At 42.1% G+C, this 20,880-nt stretch carries 17 protein-coding genes; 9 read left to right on the top strand and 8 right to left on the bottom strand.

The window, feature by feature from the left end:
* Nucleotides 1-9 precede the first annotated feature (9 nt).
* Entirely contained in the window at nucleotides 10-1,632 is a 1,623-nt protein-coding gene (locus tag AB6735_RS08210) for a RagB/SusD family nutrient uptake outer membrane protein (protein ID WP_370995448.1), read from the top strand.
* A gap of 104 nt (nucleotides 1,633-1,736) precedes the next feature.
* On the top strand, nucleotides 1,737-3,140 hold the full coding sequence (locus AB6735_RS08205; RefSeq protein ID WP_370995447.1) for an alpha-L-fucosidase: 1,404 nt from the start codon (nucleotides 1,737-1,739) through the stop codon (nucleotides 3,138-3,140).
* Nucleotides 3,141-3,386: 246 nt separating this feature from the next.
* Here the strand turns inward: AB6735_RS08205 and AB6735_RS08200 are convergent, their stop codons facing one another.
* Complete coding sequence (locus AB6735_RS08200) at nucleotides 3,387-3,878, bottom strand: hypothetical protein (RefSeq protein ID WP_370995446.1); 492 nt, start codon at nucleotides 3,876-3,878, stop codon at nucleotides 3,387-3,389.
* A 132-nt stretch (nucleotides 3,879-4,010) separates the two neighbouring features.
* Nucleotides 4,011-4,991 (bottom strand): GlxA family transcriptional regulator, encoded by a 981-nt coding sequence (locus AB6735_RS08195; RefSeq protein WP_370995445.1) that lies wholly within the window; start codon nucleotides 4,989-4,991, stop codon nucleotides 4,011-4,013.
* A gap of 333 nt (nucleotides 4,992-5,324) precedes the next feature.
* On the opposite strand from AB6735_RS08195, the gene AB6735_RS08190 reads away from it, so the two are divergent.
* The 3 genes from AB6735_RS08190 to AB6735_RS08180 all read left to right on the top strand — a co-directional run bounded on the left by AB6735_RS08190 (nucleotide 5,325) and on the right by AB6735_RS08180 (nucleotide 7,462).
* The gene (locus AB6735_RS08190; RefSeq protein ID WP_370995444.1) at nucleotides 5,325-6,200 is read left to right on the top strand and encodes an alpha/beta fold hydrolase; all 876 of its coding nucleotides are present in this window, start codon (nucleotides 5,325-5,327) and stop codon (nucleotides 6,198-6,200) included.
* A 96-nt stretch (nucleotides 6,201-6,296) separates the two neighbouring features.
* Complete coding sequence (locus AB6735_RS08185; protein WP_370995443.1) at nucleotides 6,297-6,890, top strand: dihydrofolate reductase family protein; 594 nt, start codon at nucleotides 6,297-6,299, stop codon at nucleotides 6,888-6,890.
* Nucleotides 6,891-7,012: 122 nt separating this feature from the next.
* On the top strand, nucleotides 7,013-7,462 hold the full coding sequence (locus AB6735_RS08180) for a VOC family protein (RefSeq protein ID WP_370995442.1): 450 nt from the start codon (nucleotides 7,013-7,015) through the stop codon (nucleotides 7,460-7,462).
* Nucleotides 7,463-7,565: 103 nt separating this feature from the next.
* Here AB6735_RS08180 and AB6735_RS08175 read toward each other — a convergent pair whose 3' ends face one another.
* Both AB6735_RS08175 and AB6735_RS08170 read right to left on the bottom strand, forming a co-directional pair.
* Nucleotides 7,566-8,939, bottom strand: coding sequence for a right-handed parallel beta-helix repeat-containing protein (locus tag AB6735_RS08175; protein WP_370995441.1), 1,374 nt, complete (start codon nucleotides 8,937-8,939; stop codon nucleotides 7,566-7,568).
* Between the two features lie 241 nt (nucleotides 8,940-9,180).
* Nucleotides 9,181-10,353, bottom strand: coding sequence for a metallophosphoesterase (locus tag AB6735_RS08170; RefSeq protein ID WP_370995440.1), 1,173 nt, complete (start codon nucleotides 10,351-10,353; stop codon nucleotides 9,181-9,183).
* 150 nt (nucleotides 10,354-10,503) lie between these two features.
* On the opposite strand from AB6735_RS08170, the gene AB6735_RS08165 reads away from it, so the two are divergent.
* A complete protein-coding gene (locus AB6735_RS08165) occupies nucleotides 10,504-12,954 on the top strand; it encodes a TonB-dependent receptor domain-containing protein (protein ID WP_370995439.1) in 2,451 nt (816 codons plus the stop codon).
* A 109-nt stretch (nucleotides 12,955-13,063) separates the two neighbouring features.
* The gene (locus AB6735_RS08160; RefSeq protein ID WP_370995438.1) at nucleotides 13,064-13,537 is read left to right on the top strand and encodes a hypothetical protein; all 474 of its coding nucleotides are present in this window, start codon (nucleotides 13,064-13,066) and stop codon (nucleotides 13,535-13,537) included.
* Nucleotides 13,538-13,563: 26 nt separating this feature from the next.
* On the opposite strand, the gene AB6735_RS08155 is transcribed toward AB6735_RS08160, so the two are convergent.
* From AB6735_RS08155 to abc-f, 4 genes are all read right to left on the bottom strand, one after another.
* Nucleotides 13,564-13,839 carry a DUF4342 domain-containing protein gene (locus tag AB6735_RS08155; protein WP_370995437.1) on the bottom strand — a complete coding sequence of 92 codons (276 nt, stop codon included), beginning with the start codon at nucleotides 13,837-13,839 and terminating at the stop codon, nucleotides 13,564-13,566.
* A 68-nt stretch (nucleotides 13,840-13,907) separates the two neighbouring features.
* Nucleotides 13,908-15,527 carry a serine hydrolase domain-containing protein gene (locus AB6735_RS08150; RefSeq protein WP_370995436.1) on the bottom strand — a complete coding sequence of 540 codons (1,620 nt, stop codon included), beginning with the start codon at nucleotides 15,525-15,527 and terminating at the stop codon, nucleotides 13,908-13,910.
* A gap of 104 nt (nucleotides 15,528-15,631) precedes the next feature.
* Nucleotides 15,632-16,255 carry a hypothetical protein gene (locus tag AB6735_RS08145; protein WP_370995435.1) on the bottom strand — a complete coding sequence of 208 codons (624 nt, stop codon included), beginning with the start codon at nucleotides 16,253-16,255 and terminating at the stop codon, nucleotides 15,632-15,634.
* Between the two features lie 115 nt (nucleotides 16,256-16,370).
* A complete protein-coding gene (gene abc-f, locus AB6735_RS08140; protein ID WP_370995434.1) occupies nucleotides 16,371-17,960 on the bottom strand; it encodes a ribosomal protection-like ABC-F family protein in 1,590 nt (529 codons plus the stop codon).
* 372 nt (nucleotides 17,961-18,332) lie between these two features.
* Between abc-f and AB6735_RS08135 the strand changes: the two genes are divergently transcribed.
* Complete coding sequence (locus tag AB6735_RS08135; RefSeq protein ID WP_370995433.1) at nucleotides 18,333-18,470, top strand: hypothetical protein; 138 nt, start codon at nucleotides 18,333-18,335, stop codon at nucleotides 18,468-18,470.
* A 48-nt stretch (nucleotides 18,471-18,518) separates the two neighbouring features.
* Nucleotides 18,519-20,873, top strand: coding sequence for a family 20 glycosylhydrolase (locus AB6735_RS08130; RefSeq protein ID WP_370995432.1), 2,355 nt, complete (start codon nucleotides 18,519-18,521; stop codon nucleotides 20,871-20,873).
* The last annotated feature ends 7 nt before the right edge of the window (nucleotides 20,874-20,880 follow it).

Genomic DNA, 20,880 nt, shown 5'->3' with positions numbered 1-20,880 from the left:
AATATGATGATGAGCAATAACATAAAGAAATTAACGATAGTATGGAGCGCGCTGATATCCTGTTTTTTAGGGATAGGTTGCAAAAAAGACCTGCTGAATCAGAACCCGCTTAACCAGATCACAGATGCCACCTATTGGCAGTCGTCTGATGACGCCGTGATGTTCGCTACAAGAATGTATACCTACATGCCCCAGGACAATTTTGTGTATTATGAAGGCATGAGTGATAATGGGATCACTAATGATCCAACAACCCGTCGCTTCGGCAACAGTACACAGGATCCAACAATCAGTTCCAAGGAGTGGAGCTATGAGCCCATGAGGCAGGCCTACAGTTTTTTCGCCAATGTGGATAAGGTGCCTGGTATGGACGCAACGCTGAAAGCCAGGCTTACCGCTGAAGTTAAGTTTGTGCTGGCTTACCGGTACTTTATCATGGTCACCTTGTACGGCGACATTCCTTTTGTCAACAGCCTGATCACCGACCCTAACGCCGCTGATCTGCCAAAGACTTCCAAGGCAGATATTACTAAAAGTGTGATCCAATGGCTGGACGAGGCTGCAGCTAACCTACCGGTGTCCTATACGGGAGCTGATCAGGGACGGGCGACCAAAGGAGCTGCGCTGGCGCTAAAGGCCAGGGTGTATCTTTATAGTGGTCAGTTTGTTGAAGCCGCCGCGGCTGCAAAAGCAGTGATGGATATGAACATTTACAAATTATACCCGGATTATTATGCTTTTTTTCAAAAAGATGGGGACTATTCATCAGAAGACATCTGGTCGTTTGGGTACACGCTGTCTGTTCGTCAAAATAGTTTGAGGGATATTCTTGGCTCTCAGGCGCTGATGAACGGCCGGAACATTTTGGACCCGACAGCCGAGCTGGTAACGGATTACGAGAGTAAAAATGGCTACTACCCGTATACCAAAGATCCGGCTTATGTAGCCACCGATCCATTTAATAACCGCGATCCGCGATTAAGAGCGAGCATCTTATGCCCCGGTGATATTTTTCCTTATCCGCAATTTCCGAATATCAACCAATATGATCCTTTCAATAATGCCGGGGATAGAATTGGGGGGGACCTGGGATCGCGTTCCGGGTTTTCCTGGGCAAAAAATGTAGACCATTATGACTACGTTCGTTCCGGTACAAACAACTGGAAAGCATTCCGTTATGGTGAGGTGCTGTTGAATTATGCGGAAGCGCAAAATGAAACAGGCGGACCTTCTGCAGATGTAATAGCAGCTGTTGATCGGATACGGACAAGGGCAAAAATGCCAACAGTAGCGCAGACATTTGCTATCAATGAGCAAACAGTAAGCCAATCAACCATGAGAACATTTATCCGGCATGAGCGGCGGATAGAACTGGCCGGGGAAGGTTTGCGTTATTTTGACCTGATAAGATGGAAAATAGGCGAACAAGTGATGCAGGGGCCGATATATACGGTTGATGCGTCTGCCGGAATTGCCGCCATCAGTACAGCAAACGGTCATATCAATAAATATCCTAAAACGGTGATTGAAACCCGATATTTTAATAACCCGAAGTTTTATGTGTGGCCAATCCCTCAATCAGCTATCGACGCTTCCAAGGGGATTTTAACACAGAATCCATTATGGAAATAAAATCAGCAAGCGGTCAGTAACATTTAATACTGGCCGCTTATGATAAGCACTCAAGAGAGAACCCTGACGGAATTTTAACCGGGGGACAATATTTATTATCGCATATGAAAACCAAATTCTTTTTTATAACATTAATCAGCTGTCTTTACCTTTCTTTGGATATAAAGGCCCAGATAAAGGATAGTGAAAAGCCTGAGCTTTCAAAATTACAACGGATGTTTGTAGAGCTCCGTTTCGGTATGTTTATTCACTTCAATATTCCTACCTATGAGGATGCCGATTGGCCGGATCCGGAAACACCAGCCTCGGATTTTAACCCCGCCAAACTGGATGCGGATCAGTGGGCCAAGGCAGCAAAGTCGGCCAATATGTCTTATGGCTGTATAACAACCAAGCACCATAGCGGTTTTTGCATCTGGGATACCAAAACAACCAATTACAATGTGATGCATAGCCCTTATAAAAAAGACGTGGTGAGGCAGTTTGTAAACGCGTTCAGAAGGAACGGGCTTAAGGTGATGCTTTATTATTCTATCCTGGATACCCATCATAAATTACGTCCAAACGAGATTTTGCCCAGCCACATTGAGATGGTAAAAAAACAGCTTACTGAATTGCTAACCAACTATGGTCCTGTGGAAGCGTTAATAATTGATGGCTGGGATGCCCCCTGGTCCAGGATTTCTTATGATGATGTGCCTTTTGAGCAGATCTATAAACTGGTTAAGTCGCTGCAACCCAACTGTATCCTGATGGATTTGAATGGCGCTAAGTACCCGTCGGATGGTTTGTATTATACCGATATCAAAACCTATGAAATGGGGGCGGGGCAGCGTCTTTCCAAAGAAACCAATACGATGCCCGCGCTGGCCTGTTTGCCGTTGCAGAGTTCCTGGTTCTGGAAAACAGATTTTCCCAGCACGGCAGTCAAAGATCCGGCTACACTGGTTAATGAAACTCTGGTACCGCTGAACAAGGCTAATTGTAATTTTATTCTGAATGTGGCACCAAACCGGGATGGCCTTTTTGATGAGAACGCTATAGCTGCCCTAAAGGAGATAGGCAGGCTTTACCATAATCAGGCAGAACCGGCGACCTTCAGAGAAACCGGTGCGCCGATTATTTCAACTAACCTGGCCAAAAAGCAGCCCGCCAACTCCAGTTGGAGCGATGACATGAACATTATGGATTTTGCTAACGATGATAATTTTCACAGCTCGTGGCAATCCAATCCAAAAGTTAAACAACCATGGTATGAAATAGATTTCCGGACTTCACAAACTTTTAACACCATTGTGGTTTTTGAGAGTAAGGCCAATATTAAAAGATACAGGCTGGAATACTATGATAACAAAACCTGGAAAACACTATTTGAAGGCGAAAATCTGAGCAGAGTGAAGTTACACCGTTTCCCAAAAGTGCATGGTGATAAAGTGCGCATTGCTATACAAACCTTTGATAATCCACCGTCGATCGCTGAGTTTGAAGTTTATAACGAACTCCGATGAGTTGTAAAATCGAACAGTTTTCTGCAGGGTTGAATTGAACGGAAAACTGAACAATTAAAAGACCTCTTTACGATGGCGTAAAGAGGTCTTTTAATTGTTACAGTAAAGTTGAGTACTCCCTAACTTTAATTGCCGTTGAATAAATTTGTTCATATCTAGCTGGTGCAGGCGTGGCGTGGCTATCAGAGGAAACATACACCACATGCTTGAGCCTACAATAAATCTTTTATTTAATCATGAAAACAGCTAAGATACTTCTTCTTCAATTATCCCCTTTTCAACTTTAAGAAGAATCCCCTTCTGTTTAATATTAAGTTTTTGTTTACTATCAAATCGCGAGTAATGAAGTAAAACGGTATCGCCTACTTCAACCGGATAGGTAATATTGGCATAGGTCAAGTCAAATCTCGATGGCCCCAAATAAATGATCAGGCCATCGCCAGGCGGCTCCTTTTGAGTGATTTTACCGGTTAATATGGTTTTAGGGTTATTTAATGATAGTTCATTTTCTTTAATGCTGTAAATAGCATATATATTATACAAAAGCATAAGGATCAGGAAGAAGAGAAAATACCATAACCCTAAAAAAAAGCTTAGAACTAAAAGCGGTAACAGTAAAACATTCCCCTTGTACTGATTCTTTATCTCCTTTTTAATAACTTGTTTGTCTTCTTCTGTTAAAGGCATTAGAACCGTGGTATAAAAATCATTTACCTTTTCGTAAAGCTGCTCGGGCATAATGTAATCTGCAATTTGTATTAAAGTCAATTGTGTTTTGATGATTTCGTCCCCTCAGGATAGCCTGAAAGTGCGAATGAGCAGTATGTAAATCAAGACCTTCTGAAAGGAACACTGAGTGAAGATCATATTTCAATTCCCTACTGTCACTTTACTATACTTATTTCTGTATTCAATTGGCGTAATTCCCGTAACCTTTTTGAATACATCCCTGAATGCCTTTAAATCACTATAACCAACATCAAACATAACCTCCGATACGTTTTTTCTTGAGCTTTCAAAGCTGCGTTTGGCGGCTTCAATTCTTACCCTTTGCACATATTCGACGGGCGTATTATTGGTAGCCAGTTTAAATCTTCTTTCAAAGGTCCTTTGGCTAATGTCTACTTTATCTGCCAGATCATTAATAGTTAATTTGTCCTGATAGCTTTTTTCGATGTAGTTTTGTGTTTGTAAGATCTCCTTATCATTATGATCTTTCTGCCCGGTGAAAATTGTAAAAGCACCCTGACTGTTGCGATCTATATCTATTGCAAAATATTTGGCGGCTAAAATAGCGGTATTTCGGTCGGTGTATTTTTCTAATATATAAAGCAGCAAATTCCATATCGAGTTTGCACCGCCGCTCGAGTAAATTTTACCTTCATCGGTAATAACAGAACCCTCTACAATATTTATTTCAGGGAACATGTCACGAAACTGATTATAATAAGCCCAATGTGTAGAGCACTGCTTGCCATTTATCAAGCCGGTTTCTCCCAACAAAAAGGCTCCTATGCATAAACTTGCAACCTCGCTGCCCTGGCCATACATTTTTTTCATCCAGGGAATCGCATGCTCATTTGCTTTTATTGCCTCGTTGATATCGCCATAAATGGCAGGTATTATGATCAAATCAGTTTTTTGAATGTCTTGTATTTGCCTGTCTATTTTTACGGAGTATTCGCCATCATTGGTAGCCACATAATCTTTTAAGCCTACATATTCTACATCAAATAAAGGTTTTTTATCAAATGCTTTTAAAAAATCATTGGCTGTTTTAAACAAACGGTAGGGCGGGGTTACAGCCTCAATGGCCGCATTTTCGGGCACATAAACAGACACTTTTTTCATTGTTATAATTATTCGTTAATAAGTTGTTTTTTTAGTACTCATGAATGTTGCACAGTTCGTTTTTTAATGGTAATGAAGCTATCATGAGCTGTATTTTTCACGTTATTATTTGTTTTCAACGGCGTTCAAGAAATCGCTGCGCTAAGTTCATTCAGGTTTGTGAGCTGTAGCTCATGATGGTTTCATTGTTATATTTTCTTTTCCTAAAGATAAATATGTTTTGGCGGAATTCACCCTCTAAGTTGTCGTTTTTACACAGCGCTAAGTCCCGAAGTAAATTCCAACTTTGTATTGTCAATAAGTTTCAAACTAAAACTAAATTTAAACATTGTCATGAAAAATTTATTCAAAACACCTAACCCTCTTAAATCAATACTACTAATGGCACTCATGATGTTTGCCGCGTTTCAATCAAACGGACAACAGCTTAAACCGGCTAACAGTGGCTATGCCCCTGTAAATGGCACCAAAGTTTATTATGAAGTGTATGGTGAAGGCAGACCTATCGTTTTACTGCATGGTGCTTTTATGACCATTGAGGGGAATTGGGGCCAATTAATACCTGAATTGTCAAAAACAAGAAAAGTAATTGCCATTGAATTGCAAGGACATGGGCACACGCCGTTTTCAGACAGGAAACTATCGCATACTACTTTAGCCAGTGATGTGGCAGGAGTAATGGATCAACTGAAAATTGACAGTGCCGATGTAGTAGGATATAGTTTTGGCGGCTCTGTAGCTTACCAGTTTGCTATACAAAGCCCCAAACGTTTAAGAAAATTAGTGATCATCTCTTCTACTTATAAAAGTACTGGTTGGAGGCCCGAAATAGCTAACGCGTTTAAAGGGATGAAACCTGAATTATTTGCAAATAGTCCGATGAAAGCGGCATACGATGCGGTAGCGCCCGACAAAACAAAATGGACAAAGTTCTTAGAACAGATGATCGCTTTTGCCGGTGAACCATTTGACCTGGGCGACTCCAATATCGCAAAAATTTCTGCACCTGTATTGATCATCTCGGGCGACAATGATGGCCTGGATAAAGTGGAGTTGGCGAAAACTTATCAATTACTGGGAGGTGGTGTATCTGCGGATCTGGCACCGATGCCAAAATCGCATCTGGCCATTGTTCCTTCGCAGAGCCATGTTGGCCTAATGATGCAGACTAACACCATATTAGGTTATCTGAATGGCTTTTTAAAGTAGCTATAATCGTAATTGGTATTAAAAGATGCATCGATAAATGTTTTCGAGCTATAAGTAAAAAACGAACAAAAAGGTAATAATTTCAATTAAACTAACATGAGAAAGATAATCGTTTTAACATTTATGACATTAGATGGCGTAATGCAGGCACCAGGCGGACCTGAAGAAGATACATCAGACGGCTTTAAATATGGCGGTTGGTCGGCGCCTTATGAAGATGAAGTTTCTGGCGAGGTAATGCAAAAACAGATGGAAGCCACGGATGTTCTTCTGGGCAGAAAAACATTTGATATTTTTGCCTCTTACTGGCCTCAACATGCTGACTATTGGCCGGGCATCAATGATGTCACGAAATACGTCATATCCAACACCATAAAAGAGTCGGATTGGGAAAACTCGGTGTTTCTTACCAATGTAGCAGATATCGAAAAACTCAAAAATTCAGATGGGTCCGACATTAAAGTTTGGGGAAGCAGCAAGCTCGTTCAGCTACTATTGAAGCATGATCTGGCGGACGAACTCTGGCTTAAAATTTATCCGGTAATTCTTGGCAAAGGGAAAAAGTTGTTTAACAACGAAGCAGTTCCGGCAGCATTTAAATTAACAGAGAGTCATGTTACACCAAGTGGGGTGATTTTTGCCAATTACAAGCGAGCTGGAAAAGTAGAAACAGGTACTATTGGCGCTTAAGAACGTGCAATAATCTCAGGGAAAAAGCTTCTTCCGTCCCCTGAGATATGCCAGCCAGTCAAGCGAAAAATGAACAAAGTACTTTTTAATGTATTGTATTTAATAAATGCTACTGTATAACCATGACAAAAAATAATCTGCTGCGAATGGACAACGTCCTTATAGTTGTCGACGATCTTGAAGCCGTGAAAGCCTTCTTTATACAGCTCGGATTTGAACTGGAAGGCGAAACGATAGTGGAGGGACCGGCTGTAGATCGTCTCATTGGCCTTCAGAATGTTCGCGCTACCCTTGTGTTCCTGCGCACGCCAGATGGCCATGGACGGCTTGAACTTGACAAGTTTCATACGCCTGACGCGATAAGAACCGGGCCAGAGAAGGTCCAGGTGAACGAACTTGGAATCCGCCGCATTATGTTAGCCGTCGATAACATCGATGAAGTAGTTACACGCCTGCTTGCCAATGGTGCCGAACTGGTAGGTGAAGTTGTACAATACGGAGACACGTATAAACTCGCCTACCTCCGCGGTCCGGAAAGCATCATCGTCGGATTAAGCGAGCAGCTCAGGTAACAGATCAATGGCGATAGATATCCGGTATATTCCGGATGGCAAAAAAGCCCCTTAGGCGTTTCGTCTACGCTGAAAAGGAGCATAAGGGTTTCCTTGGATAATATCAATATTTAGCAGCACCTATATCAAAAGCACCGATAAGCGGGCGTGGAGTACTAAAATAATCAAAACTTACACCATAAGCGGCAGTGTTTTGTCCTGCCTTAATAAGAGGTGATGATGATGATAAATGGAAATCGCCTCCATAATAATTTACATATTTTATGTTGTCAACATTGTTAGTAATGTAATTATTTAAGGCTGTAAGTTTAACACTGCTGCTCTTTCTGATGATGGCAAGGCTTTCTGCTCCCGATTGAACAATAACGTTATTGATAACGGTATTCATTGGTATAGTTTCTGAGTTTAATTTTATACCCCCCAGTTTAGAAGCGATAATGGCATTATTTATAAACTGAAAGTAGGGGCCCGGCGTATATCTTGAATCGGCAAAAATGCCATAGCCCTTTGAATTTAAAATATAGTTATTAAACACCTGGTTGTTTCCCAGTCCAAGAACAATAATGCCATTACCCGGGGCATTACTGATCAGGTTATTATAACACCTGCCTCCGGTTCCTTCGCCTATTTGTATGCCGTTATCCTGGTATGCCGAAAAAGGGCTCATCCCTGAGTTTATAACCATATTATTATAGATCTCGCATCCAGAAACAGCGCTGCCAACCTGGATTCCCTCGGAACCGGTAGAATCAACAAAGTTGGCGTATATTTTAGCGTTTACCACATCGTGAGGTAAAACCGTGCCACAGGAAAGTGATACCCCATCGGCATAAAAAGAATTGCCTATATAAAGTCCCTCGCCACCCGTTTTATGAACATAATTGTTGTGAACAAGTACATTTTTCATTGTAAAATGACCACGCCATGTTGCTGCATCGCAGGAAGGATCAGTTTTTGCCATAATACCGGCAAAACCGCTGTTACAAACTTCAACCCCGGAAATCTCAAAGTCTGAGCTCAGATCGTCCATTGTCATACCAATGTTTCCTCCATTTACAACCAACCCATTCTTAACTGAGGCAGTACCTTTGCCTATTACTTTAAAATAGCTGCAATTTTGTGTTTTAAACGCGTATGAAGCCGTAACGGATGCAGAGATAGTTGCTTTGCCGCCTTGGTTTGTAATAGTAATAGGAGCTGCTATGGTTCCTTTAAGGTTTTTAAACAGCAAAGAACTCCTTGTTCCGGCAGGTATAAATATAGTAGCTCCTGCTGGTATATTGGTGCCGTCAACCATCCATTCCGAAGGCTTAACTGTATAGGTAAAGGTAGAAACCGCTTGGGTTTGCGCACTTACGGATTCTGTATTTGCTGTAAGATTTACCGGCTTTTCAATGTTGCTTTTAGTACACATGGCGAAGGATGATATAGCCAGCGCGCCAGCCATTATGCGGATCAGGTGATTTATATTTTTCATGTATTAATTTAGGAGCGGCTGAAAAAAATGTACTGGATTCAAAGCGTTATCATATATCAGGCTTCCGGCCTGGCAAAGTGGCTTATTATACGGTGCTTTTGGTATATTGTTGCCTGACCCTTTGAAAATTTTCATGCTGACTATCAACGCCATTCAGGTTCTCTGCGAGAGAGCCTGAGTTACAGATAAATTAAAAAAGCCCGCAATCGTTTGATTGCGGGCCTTTATGCTGTTTACCCTCTTAAACCAAGGCTCTGCGTTTTAAGGTAAGCACAGCGATCTCGGGCCAGATACCTATGCGGCCTTTTAAACCGAGAAAGCCAAACCCGCGATTCACATACAGGTAAAGCCCGCTTTTTTGATAAAGGCCCGCCCATTGCTTATAAACATACTTAATAGGGCTCCATTTAAAGCCAAACAGCTCAAAGCCAAATTGCGCGCCGTGTGTATGGCCAGAAAGGGTGAGGTGGATAGGTTGATGGTGGCCAAGCGTTACGGCATCCCAGTGCGAGGGATCATGTGACATCAGGATCTTGAAGGCCTCGTTCGGTACATTGGCTGTCGCTTTTTTAAGATCGCCGTATTTATGAAAGCCGCCTTTGCCCCAGTTTTCAACGCCGATAAGCGCAATGGCCTGGTTGTCTTTTTGAATAGGCGTAGCCTCGTTCAGCAACAACTTGAACCCGATCTCCTGGTGCACTTGTTTCAGTCGGCTGAGATTGGCCTGTTGGTCAGCCTCATTTTCCCATCGCATATAATCGCCATAATCATGATTGCCCAATACCGAGTATTTACCATAAGGCGCTTCCAACCCGGCAAATGCCGGTATCCAGGGATCCATTTCGGTAGCCTGGTTATTAACCAGGTCGCCGGTAAATAATATCATATCACTTTGCTGAGCATTAACCAGGTCGAGTCCTTTTTTTACACCCTTAGCATCGCTGAAACTGCCGGAGTGAACGTCGGATAGCTGTGTGATCGTGAAACCATCGAACCGCTCCGGAAGATCATCAAAAAACAGCGTTTCCCGGCGTACTTTATAGTAGTGTCGTCCACGTGTGACGCCAAACAGTAAAAGCCCGAAAAACATAACCGCTATTACCAATGCTAACTCACTCACCGCGTAACTGCGCGGCGGGAAGCCACGAAACAGACGGGTGAAATCTTCCAATACTAATACAATAGAACTCACCAGCTTGGGTATAAAGGATAACAGCATCGAGGCCATTAGCCAGGATATGAGTTTGGTATTGCGCGTAAATGCACCTAATATAATGGTACCGGCCAGCAAAGCATCAAACAACCAGTAGGCCAGGTATACGGATGTATTGACGGTAAGCGTGGTAACAACCGAAAAAAAATAAATATCAAAAATAAGCCATAAAAGGATGATGGCGAGGATTCGTGTTTTCATATATGGCTATGACGATTATGCCCTCAAAAGATTTTAAGGATATGAGCATGATGGCAATTGGATGACAAAACATATATATGTAACAATATAATTACAGTTGATACTGTGGCGATCATGTAACCTTTTTAGCTTCAATGCTGTCTTGTAGACATGAAATTACTTTACTTGTTTTTTTTAACCTTATTTACGCTATTCCTGTTCAACTTTGCTAATGGTCAAACAAAAGATGGTAAAATTTCGGGTGCGGTTTTAGATGGCGCCAAAAAACCGCTTGACGGGGCTACAGTAATTTTACTTACCGCAAAAGATTCCGTGATTTTAGGTACCAAACTGGCTAACCCCGATGGTAGCTTTGCTTTTCAAAATTTAAAAGATAACACTTACCTTATCAAGGTAACTTATATCGGCTATAAAAATTATAGGAGCAGCCCTGTGCTGATCAGCGGACAAAAAGCGGTTATTCTATCACCTTTTATTTTATCGTCAATAGGGAAAAAGTTGGCCGAAGTAAACGTTACCGCCCAAAAATCATACGTACAACAAAAAATTGACCGCACAGTAGTTAATGTCGGGGCGCTGATATCTAATACCGGTGCTAATGCCCTGGAAGTGTTGTCAAAGACTCCTGGCGTTCAGGTTGATGCCGATGGTAATATTACTTTTAAGGGCAAAAGCGGGGTAATGGTCATGATCGATGATAAACCAACCTATCTTTCGGCTACTAACCTGGCTACATACCTGCGTTCACTGCCATCTTCGGCATTAGATCAGATAGAGCTGATGGATAACCCGCCCGCCAAGTATGATGCCGCTGGAAACGCGGGTGTGATCAATATCAAAACTAAAAAAAATACCACCAGGGGGTTTAATGCCGTAGTATCAGCAAATTTTGCCCAGGGTTTTTACGGCAGGATGGATGAGAGCATTAACTTTAATTATCGTATAGACAAGGTTAACTTTTTTGCCAATGTTGCTTATAACAAGCAGAAAACCTTCAGAAGGCTCGAAATAGACCGCAATTATTTGGATGCTAACGGGGATATTGCTTCTTCTTTAAAAGATATTTCCTATTTCAGGCCATCCGGTAACAATACTAACATTAAAGCGGGCTTAGATTATTTTATATCGCCAAAAACAACCTGGGGTGTTGTATTTACCGGCAACATATCCCGCGATCATGACAGCAGTCCGGTATACAGCTTACTATATGATAAAAGCGGCGGACTGGACTCAACCATTAACACGCTGAATACATCCAAAAATAAATTCGACAGCAAAGGTATCAACCTGAACTATACCCATAAGTTTGATAGCACAGGCAGAACCCTCACGTTCGATCTGGACTACATTCATGATATAGCAGGCAGCAATCAGCTGTTTGTAAACAACACTTTTTTGCCCGATGGTACTTTAACAAATACGCAAACCATAAGCGATAATTTACCATCAACCATCAATATTTATTCGGCAAAGGTTGATTATGCCCACCCACTTAAAGGCAAGGCGAAACTGGAAGCCGGGGTTAAAAGCAGCTATGTGAATACAGATAATGCAGCTAATTACTTTAATGTGATTGATGGTGTAGGTACCATCGATTACAACAATACCAACCGGTTTTTATATAAGGAGAACATAAACGCCGCGTATGTTAATTTCAATAAAACCTTCGGCCGGTTTTCTGTACAAACAGGCTTGCGATTAGAGAATACCAATGGTGACGGACACCAGTTGGGAAACGCGCAAAAAGCAGATTCATCATTTGTTAAGCATTATACCAATCTTTTTCCAACTGCTTATTTTTCCTATAACCTGGATACAGCCGGGCATAACGTGTTGGTTGCTTCTTATGGCCGCAGGATTGGCAGACCAAGCTATGGAAGTTTAAACCCCTTTACCTTTTTTGTAGATAAGTTTACGTATTTCTCCGGCAACCCTTTTCTGAAACCACAGTTTACGGATAATTATAAGCTGGCTTACAGTTTCAAAAGTTTATTTACAGTGGCAGTTACTTATAATTATACAACCGATGTTCAAAACGAAACCATTCATAAAGATGGTAATGTGTTTGTGAGTACTACAGGTAACATAGGACAGCAAAAAACATGGAATTTTTCGGTCAACGGCAATCTTCAGCCTGCCAAATGGTGGTCGGTTAACTTATATGCGGAGGTATATAAAAATACTTACCAGGGGCAATTTTACACCGGGTACCTGAATCAATCGCAATATACCTTTAGCGCCAACGGTAACAATCAATTCACGATATCCAAAACCTGGAGCGCTGAGTTAAGCGGCTGGTACAATAGCGGTGGTACTTACGGCCAGTTTGTTTCAATACCTACTGGTATGCTTAATGCAGCCATTCAGAAAAAAATATTGAACAACAAGGCTTCCATCAAGTTCAATGTGCGCGATGTTCTTAAAACGTTTAGTCCAAGCGGCACCATTACCAATATTGCAGATGCTACCGCTACCTATCATAATTTTGTAGATACACAAGTGGCAACTCTCTCCTTTACTTATAGCTTTGGAAAATCGATCACCATGCCGCATAAACGCGATACCGGTGGCGCCAGTAGTGAACAAGACCGGGCGCATTGATATGTAATATGATTAAGCTTGTGTTTCCAATATCCTTCGTGTAAAAACCGTTACCCCTGAGATATTAGTGAAAGCAAAATAATCGCAAATTATTACGAAATTTGTGGTGATGACGGAATTGAACGAATACGAGTGTGAAATGCTGGATGCGATGCTGGAAGCCTTTGGTATACCAGACAGCCTGACGCGCACGCAATTGCTCAAGCTTTTTGACGGTGATGAAGCTACGGCTTTTGCCATGGTACAAATATTAACATGGGAAGGGCTGATCAAGGAGTCGGGCAATCATGGCGATTATGAACTGCCGGAGAAATTGATACTGAAGCCTAAAGGCGAGAAATTCCTTAAAGATGGCGGTTTTAGCCGTCGTTATCAGTTGGAACAGCAAAAACCCGTGGAGGTTGGCGGTACGCTGGTTAAACTACAACAGCAAAATATGCGTCTGCAAACCGAAAAACTGGCCAACCAGTCCGAAATTTCCCGGCTGGAAAAACAGATTAATGGCTTTAAGACCCGTCAATATATTTGGTGGGCTTTGATCTTTGTCGCATTGATCCTGGGTTACTGGCTGGGTCATAAGTAAAAGCGTTCGCCCAGGAATAAGTGCATTTATTCAGTAGGTTCAATACCTTTTTCGGTATTGTCGTCGTCTTCTCTTTCTACGGTGATGGTACATTCTGTTACCAGGGCAGCCAGCGTACCTATAGCCGCGAAAATAGGGGCCAGTATAACGCCCAGCAGACCAACGCTTAAAGGAAAGCTCATCAGTTCTTTGCCTGTCTTATCAGTAATCGTGATGCGGCTTATATTACCTTCATGAACCAATTCTTTTACTTTTCCCAGCATGGCCTCGCCACTTATGGAAAATGATTCTTTTTTACCCATTGCAGAAAATTTATAATTTGGTTATTGGATGGTCATCAGCAGGTTTTGTTACAACGTTATATACCAACTTATTGCATTTTTACAAACGTTACATTTCTGGCACGGTTAACTGATATTTTAAATCCGTTGATTTTATCGCTGGCATCCCTTGTAAAATATATGTCAGCGCCTCCGTCGGCGCTTTTGAAGCCATCATAATAAGTAGGGCTGATGGATTGATTGTTTACCGGGGCGATATGGAGGGTAAGTTTCCCGTTTTGGAGTATAACTGTGTACTTACTTTCTGTTTCGGAAGAGTAATATACACCGGTATAGGCTTTAAGGTAATCCTCGCTACTGCCTGGTTCTTTTACCTTTTTGTAAAGGGTAGTATCCTTTGTTTTTGAGATGTGAATAAAACCTTTATCATTAAATAACGCCTGCTCTCCGTTAACACTAAAAGAATTGTGCCCAACAGGCCGGAATTTAAAGCGTGCAGTACACAGGGTGTCATTTTTTAACATCAATTGCGTACCGCTGCCATTTTTGGAATTTTGATACCAGCCTGTAAATGTTTTTAACTGATCGGGCGAAATAGGATAGGTTTTAGCAGGCGTTGTTTTTGGCGATGAGTGTTTTTCATTATCCGGAACCAGAAGGTCCTCAACCCGTCGGACTAAACTAAGATCCGCATTGGAAACATTGCTTAAAAAAGCGACAGACAGATGTAGTTGAGGGTAATGAAAAAGCAATGAACGGTAACCCGCCGTAGCGCCGTCATGGAAAATATAATCCCATCCGCGGTGCTTTTGTATAAATAATCCCATCCCGTAAGCATTTTCCGCACCACTGTTCAGGTGATCAATAGCTATTTGCTGCGATAGCAGGGAAGGGCTACCAAATTTGCCTCCCCAATAATATTCGTTCCATTTTAAAAGATCTTCGGCAGTAGTCAGCAAGCCACCATTGCCATAGGCGTTTTCATTAGGCATATCGGTTTCGTAGCCAGTATCCGTTGTATGATAGGCTATGGCCCGGTTTAAAACAATGCGTTTAAAATTGTCGCGCCACTGGGTATGTGTCATTCCCGCTGGTTCAAAAATATATTTTCGGGTAAATTCAGCCAGCTCCATGCCGGTGATGCGTTTAACAATAAGCGCCTGTAGATTAAAGTTAGAATTGCTGTAAATAAACTCGTCGCCAGGCTTATTATTCAGCGCTTTTTGGTGCGATACTATATACAATACATCGTCATTGCTGTACGTTTTGGTGGATCGGGGCCAACCTGCAATGTCCATTACAGAACCCCAATCGCGCAGCCCGCTGGTATGATGGAGCAGGTTGCTTATCCTGATCACTGTACTATAATCCGGTATTTCGGGGAGGTACTTGCGGATATCATCGTTAAGTGAAAGCTTACCTTGTTGCGCCAACAGCAAAATGGCCGCGGCGGTGAATTGTTTGGATACTGAACCTGCTTCGGTTACTGATACTGGGGTTAAAGGTACCTGGTGCTCCAGATCGGCCATGCCCCATGCTTTGGAATAAATAATCACTCCATTCCTGCTGATAGCCAGTTCATAGCCCGGATTTTGAGGCTTACATGCGCTGAATATTTTATCTATCTGCGTCAGGGTATCCTGCAAAGTTTGTGCCTGTGCAAAAGAGGAAATTAATAAAAAGGTGATAAAGACAAACAGTTTTTTCATGCAAAATGCGGAGTGATCCATTTTGTATTCATTTTTTGTATAAATGACGCTAATTTATTTTACTTCGTTACAGTTAATTATCGAAATAATGGCGGTTTGATACCTCAAACCTTTAATGCAGTCCTGGTATATAACTCCCACTCGTTTAATACCGCTTTTCTATCATCGCTCCAAAATAGTCTTTCTGTATTGTTATAGGTTTGGCTAACAAGCGGGATGCTCAGGTCTTCTTTTTTTCTGATATAGGCCAGTAGATTTTTTAACTCTTCGTCTGCTTTTTTTGACCCCGAATAAGCTAACGAATAAGCCACTGCTTCAAAATAGCGGAAAGTATTTTTTTTATCACTCCTGTAATATTTATAAAAATCGGTAGCATTATTTATCCTTGAGAGGAATTTCTTTTCGGCCTGATTCATTATCGTTGCCAATTGCTGGCTAAGCGGCTCAACCTGGTTTTCGTTATAATCCCACCATTGGCGTTTGTCAGGGTCTGGCAGCATATCGCCAAAAGATAATGCCAGGTAATTTTTAGGGGTATAAAGTGGCATAACAAAGGCAGTCAGCTCAAATTTATCTTTGTCAAAAGACGAACTATTGAAGCAAAATCCTTTTAACAAACCTGACGCGATTTCTGAATAAATCAAATGATCTTTATGTTGCCAGTTATCCGTATGTAGTTGTTGCTTTAAATGGTTATTAAAAAGTGATTTGATAATGGTGCCTTTCATTTTAGAATAATCTGCTTTTTCGGGTACATTAATTTATTTTATTTTATCCTATTGATGGCTTTCCGGTTTAGGCTGGTTCATATAACAATATTATAAAAAATTTACTGAATATAAATTAGCTTAATTCAATGGCACGTTCAATGTTTACCTGTTCTAAAAAATATTCATCGTGCGATATAATCAGTAGTGTGCCCTTGTATTCATTAATCGCATTGGTTAAGATCCCGATGTTTTGGAGATCCAGGTTATTTGTTGGCTCGTCCAATACCATAATGTCAGGTGCATGGTTGCTTATGGTTAACGAACAAAGCATCAGGCGCATTTTTTCGCCGCCACTTAAAGCCTTACAGGGTTTGTTCCAATACTCTTTGGTGAACAAAAAGCGGCTCAGGCGGATCTTGATATCATGCTCCTGCAAGGCTCCTGAATTGAATTGCTGGGCCTGTTCATAAACGCTGAGGGTATCATCGATCAGAGAATAATCCTGGTCGATATAAATGGTTTTTATAGCGGCTCTGTGGAGTGTACCAGAGGCGGGCTGTAGCTCCCCCAGCATCATTTTGATCAACGTTGTTTTTCCGGACCCATTGATCCCCTTAATCACTAAACGCTCACCACTCCTGATTTGAAAACTTAAAGGTTGTTTCCAGAGTAATCTGCCGTCATAGCCGAAATTAATATCCCCGGCATTGATCAATATCTTTCCGCTATGCAGGGCCGAATTGTCAAAATCCATTCTCATTTTGTCGATCCCCGGCAGTTCTTTCCGCAATTGGCTCAACTCTTGCGAAATATTGTCCATCTTTTCGGCATGAATGCCTTTCATGCGCGAGGTGCTATTCTCGGCGCCGTTCCTAAGCGTATTCATCATGATAGTGGGCACACCGGCTTTTTCCTGTTTCTTCTTTCCACGGGCATCCAGTTTTTGCTGTCGCTCCATGGATTCTTTTGCCGTTTCTTTTGCTTTTCGAAGCGCCCTTTCCTTATTCTTCACATCCTGGTTCAGGGCATTGCTTTCCAATAATTTTTGTTCGGCGTAAAAGTCATAGTTACCCCCGTAAATGGTTATTCCCCGTTTACTCAATTCATATACGGTATCAAGCAGATTCAACAATGTCCGGTCATGACTTACCACTACCAGGGTGTTGGATGTCGAGGTTATATAATCATACAGGAGTTTCCTGCCTTCTGTATCCAGGTGGTTACTTGGTTCATCAAGCAGAACAATTTCCGGCTGGTGTATGCTGATGCCTGCCAGGAAAACCTTTGTTTTTTGTCCACCGCTAAGGGCTGCCATCTTTTGGAGCAGATCGATACCGCCTAATCCCCAATGGGCAAAGGCTTCCTGGCATCGCTCTTCTATGGCCCAGTCGTCATCAAGCAATTCCATGTTTTCTTCGGTTATCCTGCCTTCGAGAATTTCCTTTAAGGCATTCAACTTGCCTTCTATCCGGAGCGCTTGGGTAATGCTGTGATCATTGAACTGACCAAAAAGTTGAGGCACATAATAGGGTTTCGGGTCGGCCTTAACCAAGCCGGCCGAAGGCTGCAGCTCGCCGGCCAGAATTTTTAGAAGAGTTGATTTTCCGGTGCCATTATTGCCTATCAGGGCAATTTTATGATGTTTATTAACGATAAGATCAAGATCTGCAAATAACAGATCCTTGTTGGGATGTATATAAGTAATATCTTGTAGGGTAAGCATAATTCCTTTCCTAAACGGGTGAATAATTGAAGCCGGCAGTTGTGTCGCTTGTGTTTATTTTTCCTGGAAGAAATTATTGATTACATAGAGGGGATATGGGTTTTTGCTGCAACAAAGATATGAAAAAATAAAAAAGCTTGTTTGTGAAATTGCAACTTCGAACCCGTAATATTTGAATTTGGTGCGGATAAAGAAATTACGCAGGCACAGGTATGTATATAGCAAAAGTGCTCGATAATATTTGCAGCAATTCCATAAGGTCACGCAAACGTTTGTGTAAATTCAATTTATCCAGCTGATAATATGGATATTAGAAAACGCCAATATCTTGTTTAAATCGTAATGGTTTAAATCATAATAACCTGCTAAAACATGCAAAAGAAATTCATCAGACGAAGAGATCTTATTAAACAAACAAGCCCCCTGACCGCAGGCTTAGCCACTATACAGCTGCCGGGATGGAGCAAAAGCGTATCCAAGCCGGGCTATCCGCTGCATAACAAAATTTAAGCATCATTTTTTCCCTGATCATCATCAACAGAAACATAAAACAACAGCATGTCCGCACTAAAACTATCACATCTTTCCAAAGCCTTATTACCCGCAATCCTGCTCAAGTCAGTGCCTGGCTTTGCCCAAACCAATAATAAAACAGCTCCTCCGGTACCGGAGGTTCGCGCTATACAACCAGGCGATAAAAAGATCGTTTCACCACAAAGTCCGGAAGGGTATCACCTGCAGTTTAAAGGCAGCGATCGTTCACCCATCATTGATAGCATGGGTACAATTATTACTCCTTTGGTGGAGAGTAAAGTGAACCTGTATTTTCAACTGATCAGCAATCAAATAGATACCCTTAAGTATGATGTTTCCAAACAGGTAACCGTTCCCGGGAAATTTGCTGACAAGGGCATCAATCCACAACCCTTCGTAATCCCCGCCCTCCGCGAATGGCATGGTAGTAAAGGAAATTATGTCTTAACAGCATCCGACCGGATAGTGATTAATACAGCCAACAGAACCGCCCTGCAAAAAGTAGCTGCCATTTTAAAAAGAGAGATCAAAGAACAAACGGGATTGAGCTTAGCCATAGTAACCGGTAAGCCTGAAAAGGGAGATGTTTTTTTAACTCTTCACGAGCGGGATAAAAGTATCGGCGAAGAAGGTTATTATTTTAAGGTTGATCAATATATCACCATCAGCGCATTAAAATACCAGGGCTTGTTTTGGGGTACACGTACCCTGCTGCAATTGCTGGAACACCAAACCAGCATCCCCAAAGGCGTTGCCCGCGATTACCCTGAATTTAAGGTGCGGGGTTTTGTACTGGATGATGGCCGTAAGTTTTTTTCTCTCCGGTTTCTGCGCGATTATGTAAAACTGATGTCCTACTATAAGATGAACGATTTTCAGATCCATTTGAATGATAATGGTTTTAAAAAATATTTTAATAATAGCTGGGATAGCACCTATTCGGCTTTCCGGTTGGAGAATGCAACTTATCCTGGTCTTACCGCCAAAGATGGTTCCTATACCAAAAAGGAGTTTATTGAATTGCAGCAATTAGCTAACGATTATGCCGTCCGCATCATTCCCGAAATAGATGTACCCGCGCATGCCCTGGCTTTTACCAAAGTAGTTCCCGAAATCGGGAGTAAACAATACGGCATGGATCACCTCGATCTGCATAACCCGCTTACCTATACGGTCATCGAAAATATACTGAAAGAGTACATAGGCGGTGATCACCCGGTATTTACAGGTAAAGAGGTTCACATTGGTACCGATGAATACGCCAGGAAAGACGCGGAAGCTTTCCGTGCTTTTACCGATCATTTTATTAAATATGTACAAGGTTTCGGTAAAGATGTACGGGTTTGGGGAGCGCTGACCCACGCAGCCGGTACTACGCCGGTGACTATTAAAAACGTTACCATGAATACCTGGTATAATGGTTACGCCAACCCCGTCGACATGAAAAAGCTGGGTTATAAGCAGATCAGCACACCCGATGGCTGGTTATATATTGTACCTGCCGCAGGTTATTATTATGATTACCTGGATTATAAAAACATTTATGAAAACTGGACACCATCCATGATCGGCGATGTGCGTTTCCCGGCTGGCGACCCAACCATTATCGGCGGCTCCTTTGCAGCCTGGAACGATATTGTGGGCAATGGTATCAGCGAAAAAGATGTGCACGACCGTGTATTCCCGGCTATGCAGGTTTTATCGCAAAAAATGTGGGATGGAAACCATACAGCGTATGCCTATCCCGATTTTACCATAGCCAGCAAGCAAATTAACGAGGGTCCGTCAATAAATATCAGGGGCAGAATCTGCGCAGACACAAACGCGGTTACCCGTTTTACTTTTGATAAGGCCGACCACTTGGTAAAGCTTAACGGGGCTACCTATGTTAAAGGCGTGAAAGGGCAAGCCCTGGAATTTTCGGGCGAAAATAGTCTGGCCGTATTGCCTTATTCCGAGATCGGTTATAATTATACTGTTTCCTTCTGGATCAATCCTGCCGAGAATATTTCGGAGGATGTGTTACTATTCAAAGGCCCCAACTCTGTAGTGAAATTAAAACAGGGCGGCACCGGTAAATTAGGCTTCTCGCGGGACGGTTACAATTTCGATTTTGGGTATGCCGTTCCCGAAAACGTTTGGACCCACGTAGTGATTTCCGGTACTAATAAAGGCACCAGTCTGTATATCAATGGTCAGCTGCAAAAGAAACTGTATGACGACTGGATCCAGTTTGCTGATAAAGAAAAAACAAAGGTGCGCAAGGTAGAAACCCTGTTTTTTCCCTTGCAAGAAATAGGTGGTTTCCATGGAAAAATAGATGACCTGCAGATCTGGAGCAGGGCGCTGTCCGATCAGGAAATCGCGAACGATAAATAAATCCTTA

Origin of the sequence: Mucilaginibacter sp. RCC_168 (assembly GCF_041355315.1) — a bacterium.
Classification (GTDB): Bacteria; Bacteroidota; Bacteroidia; order Sphingobacteriales; family Sphingobacteriaceae; genus Mucilaginibacter.
Note: the sequence above shows the minus strand (reverse complement) of the source record. Positions and strands in the feature narration are given on the sequence as shown.